This window comes from Lysobacter sp. 1R34A (assembly GCF_051217035.1).
Classification (GTDB): Bacteria; Pseudomonadota; Gammaproteobacteria; order Xanthomonadales; family Xanthomonadaceae; genus Lysobacter.
The window spans coordinates 1-7,552 of the sequence record NZ_JBPKJP010000146.1; the positions used below are offsets into that span (position 1 = coordinate 1).

Below are 7,552 nucleotides of genomic sequence, written 5' to 3' on the forward strand. Positions count from 1 at the left end.
GGCACGCGCGCGGCAGCCGCGCGCGCCGAGAGTCACCACCACGTCGCAGGCCGGCAGCCGCGCCAGCGCAGCCTCCAGGTGGCCGGCGCCCGCCGATGCGGATACGCCGCTGAGCGCGGCCAGTTCGCCTTCGTTGACGATCAGCAGGTCCACCGCTTCGAGCAAGCCGGGCGGCAGGGGTTGGGCCGGCGCCGGCGCCGCGTTCAAGACCACGCACACGCCGGCGGCGCGGGCGCGCCGCGCCCAGGCTTCGACCGCGGCGAGCGGGGACTCGAGTTGCAGCAGAAGATGGCTGACGCCGTCGAGATCGGGCAGGTCCTCGTCGCGCAGCGCTGCGTTGGCGCCGGGCGCGACGGTGATCGCGTTCTCGCCGTCGTCGGACACGCAGACGAAGGCGGTGCCGGTGGCGCGGTCGGCGACGCGCACGATCCGGGTGTCGACCCCGGCCTCGCGCAGCGAGCGTTCGATCGGCACGGCATGCGCGTCGTCGCCGAGCGCCAGCAGCATCCGGGTCGGCGCGCCGCCGGCGCGGGCGCAGGCCACGGCCTGGTTGGCGCCCTTGCCGCCCGGGAACAGGGCCAGTTCGCGACCGAGCACGGTCTCGCCGGGCGCCGGCACGTGACTGGCGCGGACCACGAAGTCGAGGTTGGCCGAGCCGGCCACCAGGACCCATCCCGGCGACGCGGCGCTCATCGCGTCGCCTCCGGTGTCGAGGCGGCAGGAACTTTCAAGGCGCCAGGGATTTTCAAGGAACGGTACACCTGTCGATAAAAGTCGCTGCCGATCCGCGGCAGATCCCGCCGAGCCTCGCCGTGCGGCAGGTGCTGCAACAAGGCGATGGCGATCAAGCGCTGTTGCGGGTCGACCGCGTAGGTGGTCGAGGCCGCACCGGACCAGCCGAATTGCCCGAGCGCGCCGGGACGGTCGCGCTTGGCAGGGTCGATCACGACATAGCCGCCGAAGCCGAAGCCTTCGCCGTCGCTGTACTGGTTGACCGGCGGATCGAGCATGCCGAGTTGGTTGCGCAGGATCGCGGCGACGGTGTCGGCGCGCAGCAGACGCCTGGAGGCGGTGTCGTCGCCGCAAGCGCCTGTCGCGCTCGGCGTGGGCGCCACCGGGGCTCGGGCTGCGTCGCTCTCGGTGCACAGGCCCGCGACCGGAACGATGCGCCCGCCATCGAGCAGCATCTGCGCGAAGCGGGCGTAGTCGGCGGCGGTCGAGTACAGCCCGCCGGCGCCGCTGGGGTAGGCGTTCAAGCGCGCGCCGGGTTCGCGCGCGCCAATGCCGTCGGCGATCCGCAGTCGGCCGTCCTCACCCATCGCGGTGAGGTCGACCACGCGCCCGCGTTGCGACGGCGGCACTTCGAATCCGGTGTCGCGCATCGCCAGCGGCGCGAACACGCGGTCGCGCAGGAACGCATCGAAACTCTGTCCGGCGACGACCTCGACTACCCGCGCCAGCACTTCCAGCGCGGCGCCGTCGTAGCCGAAGCGGGTGCCCGGATCGGCGGCGAGCGGTGCGCGGCTCAGGCGTTCGACGAAACCGCGCAGGTCGGCGGCGGCGTGCGGGTCCTGGCGCCGCACCAACTCGCTCGCGAGTTCGTCGCCGTCGAGTCCGGCGGCGAAACCGGCGGTATGAGTGAGCAAGTGGCGCAGGGTGATCTCGCCGGAAGCCGCGCGCAGCCGCGGCGCGGCGAGGTCGCCGCCGGCGACGACCTGGGGCCGCGCGAGTTCGGGCAGATAGCGCGACACCGGATCGTCGAGGCCGATCCGGCCCTGCTCGACCAGCAGCATCGCCGCGACCGAGGCGACGGTCTTGCTCATCGAATAGATGCGGAAGATCGAATCGCGCCGCATCGGCTCCCGGCGGGCCAGGTCGCGGTGGCCATAGGCCCGCCAATCGACGATGCGGCCGTCGCGCGCGACCAGGGTGACCGCGCCGAGATAGCCGTCGCGGCCGGTGACCGAATGCATGTAGCGGTGCAGCTGCGAGAGGTCTGCCGAAGGCAGGTCCACCCCGGCGGCTTCGGTGTTCGCCGCGGCCGAGCGCTCGCTCGCGCAGGCCGGGCCGAGGCACAGGCCGAGCGCGGCGACAGCGAAAAGCCACCGCCGCGGGCGCGAGGACCCGGCGGCGGTTCGAGGGAAACCCGGCGATGAGCGCGAACGGTTCAGAACTTGAAGGTATGGGTGAGCGAGAAGGTGCGGCCGCGGCCGGCCCAGTAGTTCTGGAAGCCGCCGGACGGCTGCGACCAGCTCAGGATGTATTGCTTGTCGAACAGGTTCTCGATGCCGAGCGAAAACTTGCCGTAACGCTCGGTCTCGAAGTTCATGCCCAGGTCGAACAAGGTGTAGCCGCGGGTGTTCTCGCGGAAGTTGAAGCGCGCGCCGTCGAAGGCGCGTACGTCGTTGCCGGACAGGTCGCGCGAGAACAGGGTGGTCGCGCCCAGGCTGACGTCGCCGCGCGGGTGGTATTTCCAGGTCAGGGTCCAGGCGAACTTGTCGGGGTTGATGTCGAGCACGCCCATCGGCTTGTTCATGCCGCCTTCGCCGTAGCGGCCGGCGGCGTCGGCGGCCCAGAACGAGGTCTTGCCGCGGGTGTGCGAATACACCGCGCTGAAGCGCCAGGCCTCGTTGAAGCGCCAGTCGCCGGACAGTTCGTAGCCCTTGATCCGCACCGGCGCGCGCAGCAGCACGAAATCGTTGGTGGCCGGATCGATCGCCAGCGATTGCCCGTAGTCGGACTTGGAATCGTAGTGTGAGGCGCTCAGCGCGCCGCGTTCGCCGCGCCAGTTGAAGCCGAACTCGGTGTTCTCGACCACGATCGCGTTGAGGTCGAGCAGGTCGGCGACGCCGATGCGCGGGTCGTTCGGGCAGCCGTCGGGCTGGGTGTCGCCGGGATCGTTGGAGCACTGGATGTTGCGCAGCGGAATACCGACGTTGGCCAGGGTGAAGCCCTCGCCGTAGGAACCGAACACCGACCAGCCGTCGGTGATGCGCCAGACCGCGCCGAAGTTGCTCAGGGTCTCCTGGTAGTCGAGGGTGCCGCCGTCGACATGGCGGCGGTCGCGGTACCAGGTGGTGGTGTAGCTGTCGACGTGCAGCTCGCCGTCTTCGCGGCGCACGCCGCCGCTCAGGGTGACCGGGCCGATGTCCCACGACAGCTGCGCCCACGGCGCGCGGCTCTTGTACTCCATCGGCGGCACCCACAGCCGGTCGGTCAGCGCCAGGCGCTGCTCGGCGGTGTCTTCGACCAGATCGAGGCCGACCCGCAGCTCCAGGCCGCTGACCGAGAACAGCGACGGCCGCGCCCAGGAGGTGCGCAGGCCCTTCTTGTCGGTGGCGATTTCGGACTGGTCGTAGATCGAGCCGGGCGGCCCGAGCAGCGGGTCCTGCCGGTCGATGCTGTTCTCCGGCAGATAACGCATCTGCTGGTCGGCCTTGTAGGCGTTCACGGTGAGGGTGCCACCGAACAGGTCCGAGTGGATATAGGTGAGTTGATATTGCTTGAAATCGTTGATCGCGGCTTTGGAGCCGAAGATGCTGCCGCGCTCGGAGGTGTTGGTGCGGGTGGCGCCGCACAGCGCGGCCTCGTCCGGGCGGCAGCCCAGCACCTGCACGTAGTTGGCCTTGCCTTCGATGTTGAAGTGACTGACCGAGCCTTCGATGCGTTGCACGCCGTCCTCGCCGAAGGCGTAGCCGGCCTTGAGGAACAGGTTGCGCGACTCGGTGTCGGCCAGCGAACCGCTGGTGTTCATACCGATGCGGCGGCCGTTGCCGTCGTAAGTGATGCCGCGGTCGAGGAAGGACGCGCTGGCGAGCAGGTCGAAGTTGCCGGACTTGCGGGCGAAGTTGAAGCCGAGCTTCCAGCCTTCGCTGTCGTCCTCGAACTGGGTGGTGTAGCGCGAGATCACGGTGAACTCGTTGCCTTCGCGGGTCGGCGCGGCCGAGAGGTAGTTGATGATGCCGCCGGCCGCGCCGATGCCTTCCGAGGCCGAGGGGCCGTTGATGACTTCGATGCGGCCGACGATGCCCATGTCGGTGAAGGTGCCGTTGCGCGTGCCCTCGCGCAGCGGCGAGCCCTGCGGCACGCCGTCGAACAGGCGCAGGGCGACGCGGCCGCGCAGGTTTTCGCCGGTATTGCTCATCGCCTGCGAGGACTCGGCATAGCCCGGCACCGTGCGCGCCAGCACGGCGGTCGCGTCTTCGGTCAGCACCAGGTTGCGCTGCACTTCTTCCTTCGAGACCAGGGTGATCGCGCCGGGAATGCGGTCGACCGCCTTCGGGCTGCGGGTGCCGGTCACCACCACGTTGTCGAGATCGACCGCGGTACGGTCCGGCGCGGCGTCGCCGTCGTCGCCGGCCGGCGTGTCCTGTGCGCGAGCGGGACCGGCGATGGCCGAAAGCAGCAGGATGCTGCTGATCGCGGCGGTGAGTGGCTTGAGCATGTCGTGTCCCGTCCAGGCTGCGGTTGGCGGCGCGCGCCGAGGCGGCGCGCGCATGAACCCCGGCGTCGCGACGGCGGCGTGGCCGCGTCCTTGTGGCGACGTCCCCGACATCGCATGTCCCCGGAGTGAGTGCGAGCCTATGCGTTCGACTGCGCGCATAGAACCGCCGCGGACTATGTTCAGAGACTAGGAATTGTTGCTTGAGAATCAGCGATTTATTGCCGCACTGCAGCATGTGCGGCGCATCGCGCCGGCAGCGATGGCGACGCGCTCAACCCTTGGCTTGCATCGCCTTGCGGCTTTCCTGCAGCAGCACCGTCACCAGCCGCACGCGCACGCTCGAACGCGACCAGACGATGCCGATGCAGCGTTTGGCCGAAGCATCGGGCAAGGCGATGCGCGCGATGTTCAGGCCTTCCGGCCACGGCCTGGCCCAGTCCGGCACCAGCGAGACGCCGAGGCCGCGGTCCACCATCACCGCGATCGCGTTCAGCGCGTTGAGCTCGAAACGTTCGCGCGGCACGATGTTGGCCGCGCGCAGGTATTCGTCGGCCTGGCGGCCGCCCCACTGGTGGCGGTCGTAGCGGATCAGCGGTTCGTTGGCGAGCAGGTCGTGAGGATCGCGCTCGGCCATCGCCGCCGGCGCCAGCACGATCAGCGGTTCTTCGCGCAGCAGTTGCCATTCGCAGGTCTTCGGCAGCGGAAACGGCGCCTGCAGCACGATCGCCGCATCCAGGTCGCCCTGCTCGACGGCGTGGTAGAGGTCGGCCGAATAGCCGGGCTTGATGAACACGTTGATCTGCGGAAAGGTCTCGACCATGCGCGCGAGCACGTCGGGCAGCATGCCGGCAAGCGCGGTCGGGCAGGCGCCCAGGCGCAGCTCGCCGGAGATCTCGCTTTCGTTGGCCACGCTGCGCAGGTCGGCGACGCTGCGCAACAGCTCGCGGCTGCGCGGCAGTATCCGCGCGCCCTCCTCGGTCACGCTGACCGTGCGGCCGACGCGGGCGATCAGCGGTGCGCCGATCTCGCGTTCCAGGGTGCGGATCTGCTGCGCCACCGCGGCCGGCGTGATGCCGAGTACGCGCGCCGCCGCGGCCATCGAGCCTTGGTCGACGATGGTCACGAAGGTGTTGAGAAATTGGGTTTCCAAGGGCCCTCTCGCTGAGCTCGCGACGGCGCGGCGATTCGCGGCCGGCCGAGGCAGGCTACACGAGCCCCGCGGGGCCCGCGTATGCCATCAGGGGGAGGCCGGCGCGGCGGCGGTCACGGGATCGCGGTCGCGGTAGATGGTCAGCCCGTCGAGCGAACGCGCCGGCGGCGGGAACAGCAGGCTGGCGAGGTAGCCGATGACGATGCACAGCAGGATCGAGATCGCCAGATAGAAGTAAGGATGGACCAGGCGGAACGACCAGATCACCAGGGTCAGCACGATGCTCGCGCCGATGCCGATCGCCACCCCGGGCGAGTTGGCGCGACGGGTGAACATGCCCAGGGTGTAGGCGCCGGCGAAACCGCCGCCGAGCAGGCCGGCCAGTTCGATCGACACGTCGAACAGAGAGTGGATGTCGAAGCGCGACAGCAGCAGCGCCGCGCCGATGCCGACCAGGCCCACCGCGACCGTGGTCAGCTCGGCGACGAACACGCTTTTCTTGGCGCTGCCGCGCTTGCTGAGCTTTTCGTAGAAGTCGACCGAGATCAGGGTCGCCACGCTGTTCATGATGCCCGACAGGGTCGCCATGGCCGCGGCGAAGATGCCGGCGATGATCAGCCCGGTCACGCCGACCGGCAGTTCGGCGGCGATGAACAAGGGGAAGGTGGCGTCGATCGGCAGCAGCGGGTTCATCCGCTCCGGGTGCGACTTGTAATAGACGAACAAGGCGGTGCCGATCATGTAGAACACGAAACCGCCGGGGATCATGATCGCGGCGAAGGCCCAGATCGAACGCCCGGCCTCGCGGTCGGACTTGGTCGACAGGGTGCGCTGCATCAGCACCTGGTCCTTCGGGAAGGTCAGCACCACGTCGAACAGCACCAGGAACACGAAGCCCCAGACCGTGGCCTTGGTCATGTCGAAGCTGAAGTCGAACAGATGCATCTTGTCTTCGGCGCGGGCGATGGCGAGGAACTCGCCGAAGCCGCCGTTCAACTGCCAGACGATGAAGCCGATGGCGAACACCGCGCCGCCCATCTTGACGATGACCTGGACGAAGTCGGTCCAGATCACCGCCTTCATCCCGCCCATCGCGGTATAGACGATGGTGAAGCCGCCCATCAGCAGCACGCTCCAGAACACGCTGATGCCGGTGATGGTGGCGATGGCGAGCGCCGGCAGGAACAGGATCACGCTCATGCGGCTGCCGATCTGGGTCAGGATGCACAGCGCGCTGGCCAGCATCCGGATCGCCGGGTGAAAGCGCGTCTCCAGGTAGGAGAACACCGACATCAGGTCGAGCCGGCGCAACAGCGGCACGATCCAGATCGCCACGAAGATCAGCCCAAGCACCGCGATCAGGTTGTTGGTGAGGTATTGCCAGTTGCTCTCGAAGGCCTTGGCCGGAATGGCGATGAAGCTGATCGAGCTGGTGTTGGCGGCGTACAGGCTGACGCCGGCGGCCCAGAACGGAATGCTGCGCCCGCCGACGAAGAAATTGGCGGTCGAGTTGCGTTTCTCGCGCAGATAGAAGTACAGGCCGATGCCGATCATGCCGGCCAGGTAGACCACGATCACCAGCCAGTCGAGCCAGTGCAGCAGTAATTTGTTGGCCTGCACCTGGGCGGTGGCGAAACCGGTGCGGCGGCCGTCGGCCGAGGGCTGCGTCCACAACAGGCCGTCGGGCCAGGCGGCGATGAGCGGTGCGCCGGCCTGCTGTAAGTCGACTTGCCGTAAGTCGGCCTGCCGTGCGCCGGCCTGCGGTGCGCTGGGCAGTTGCGCGCCCGGCAGCGGCGCCCAGGCCTGGGTGATGGTCTGGTAGGTCATCGGCGTGGCCTGGGTCGCGCCCGGAGCGACCACCGGAAACAGCACGTGCGCCTGGCCGAGCGCGCGGCCGGAGCCGGCGAGCACCTGCCCCGGCACCGCGCCGGCCTGGCGCCAGCCGTGGTCGGCCGACC

Annotated in this window: 5 protein-coding genes; all 5 read right to left on the reverse strand. The window is 69.1% G+C overall.

The annotated features are described in order from the left end of the window. A partial coding sequence (locus ACSAMQ_RS19315; protein WP_435397217.1) for a PfkB family carbohydrate kinase occupies positions 1-693 on the reverse strand: 693 nt, incomplete at its 3' end. Then, positions 690-2,015 carry a serine hydrolase domain-containing protein gene (locus ACSAMQ_RS19320; protein WP_435397218.1) on the reverse strand — a complete coding sequence of 442 codons (1,326 nt, stop codon included), beginning with the start codon at positions 2,013-2,015 and terminating at the stop codon, positions 690-692. The genes ACSAMQ_RS19320 and ACSAMQ_RS19315, both read right to left, overlap by 4 nt. Positions 2,016-2,167: 152 nt before the next feature. After that, the gene (locus ACSAMQ_RS19325) at positions 2,168-4,444 is read right to left on the reverse strand and encodes a TonB-dependent receptor (protein ID WP_435397219.1); all 2,277 of its coding nucleotides are present in this window, start codon (positions 4,442-4,444) and stop codon (positions 2,168-2,170) included. 271 nt (positions 4,445-4,715) lie between these two features. Continuing rightward, positions 4,716-5,594, reverse strand: a complete 879-nt coding sequence (locus ACSAMQ_RS19330; protein WP_435397220.1) for a LysR family transcriptional regulator — start codon at positions 5,592-5,594, stop codon at positions 4,716-4,718. 87 nt (positions 5,595-5,681) lie between these two features. Next, a partial coding sequence (locus ACSAMQ_RS19335) for a sodium:solute symporter (protein ID WP_435397221.1) occupies positions 5,682-7,552 on the reverse strand: 1,871 nt, incomplete at its 5' end.

Excerpts from the sequence above, each read along its gene's own strand:
- ACSAMQ_RS19325 (WP_435397219.1), bottom strand. The coding sequence starts at position 4,444 with ATGCTCAAGCCACTCACCGCCGCGATCAGCAGCATCCTGCTGCTTTCG.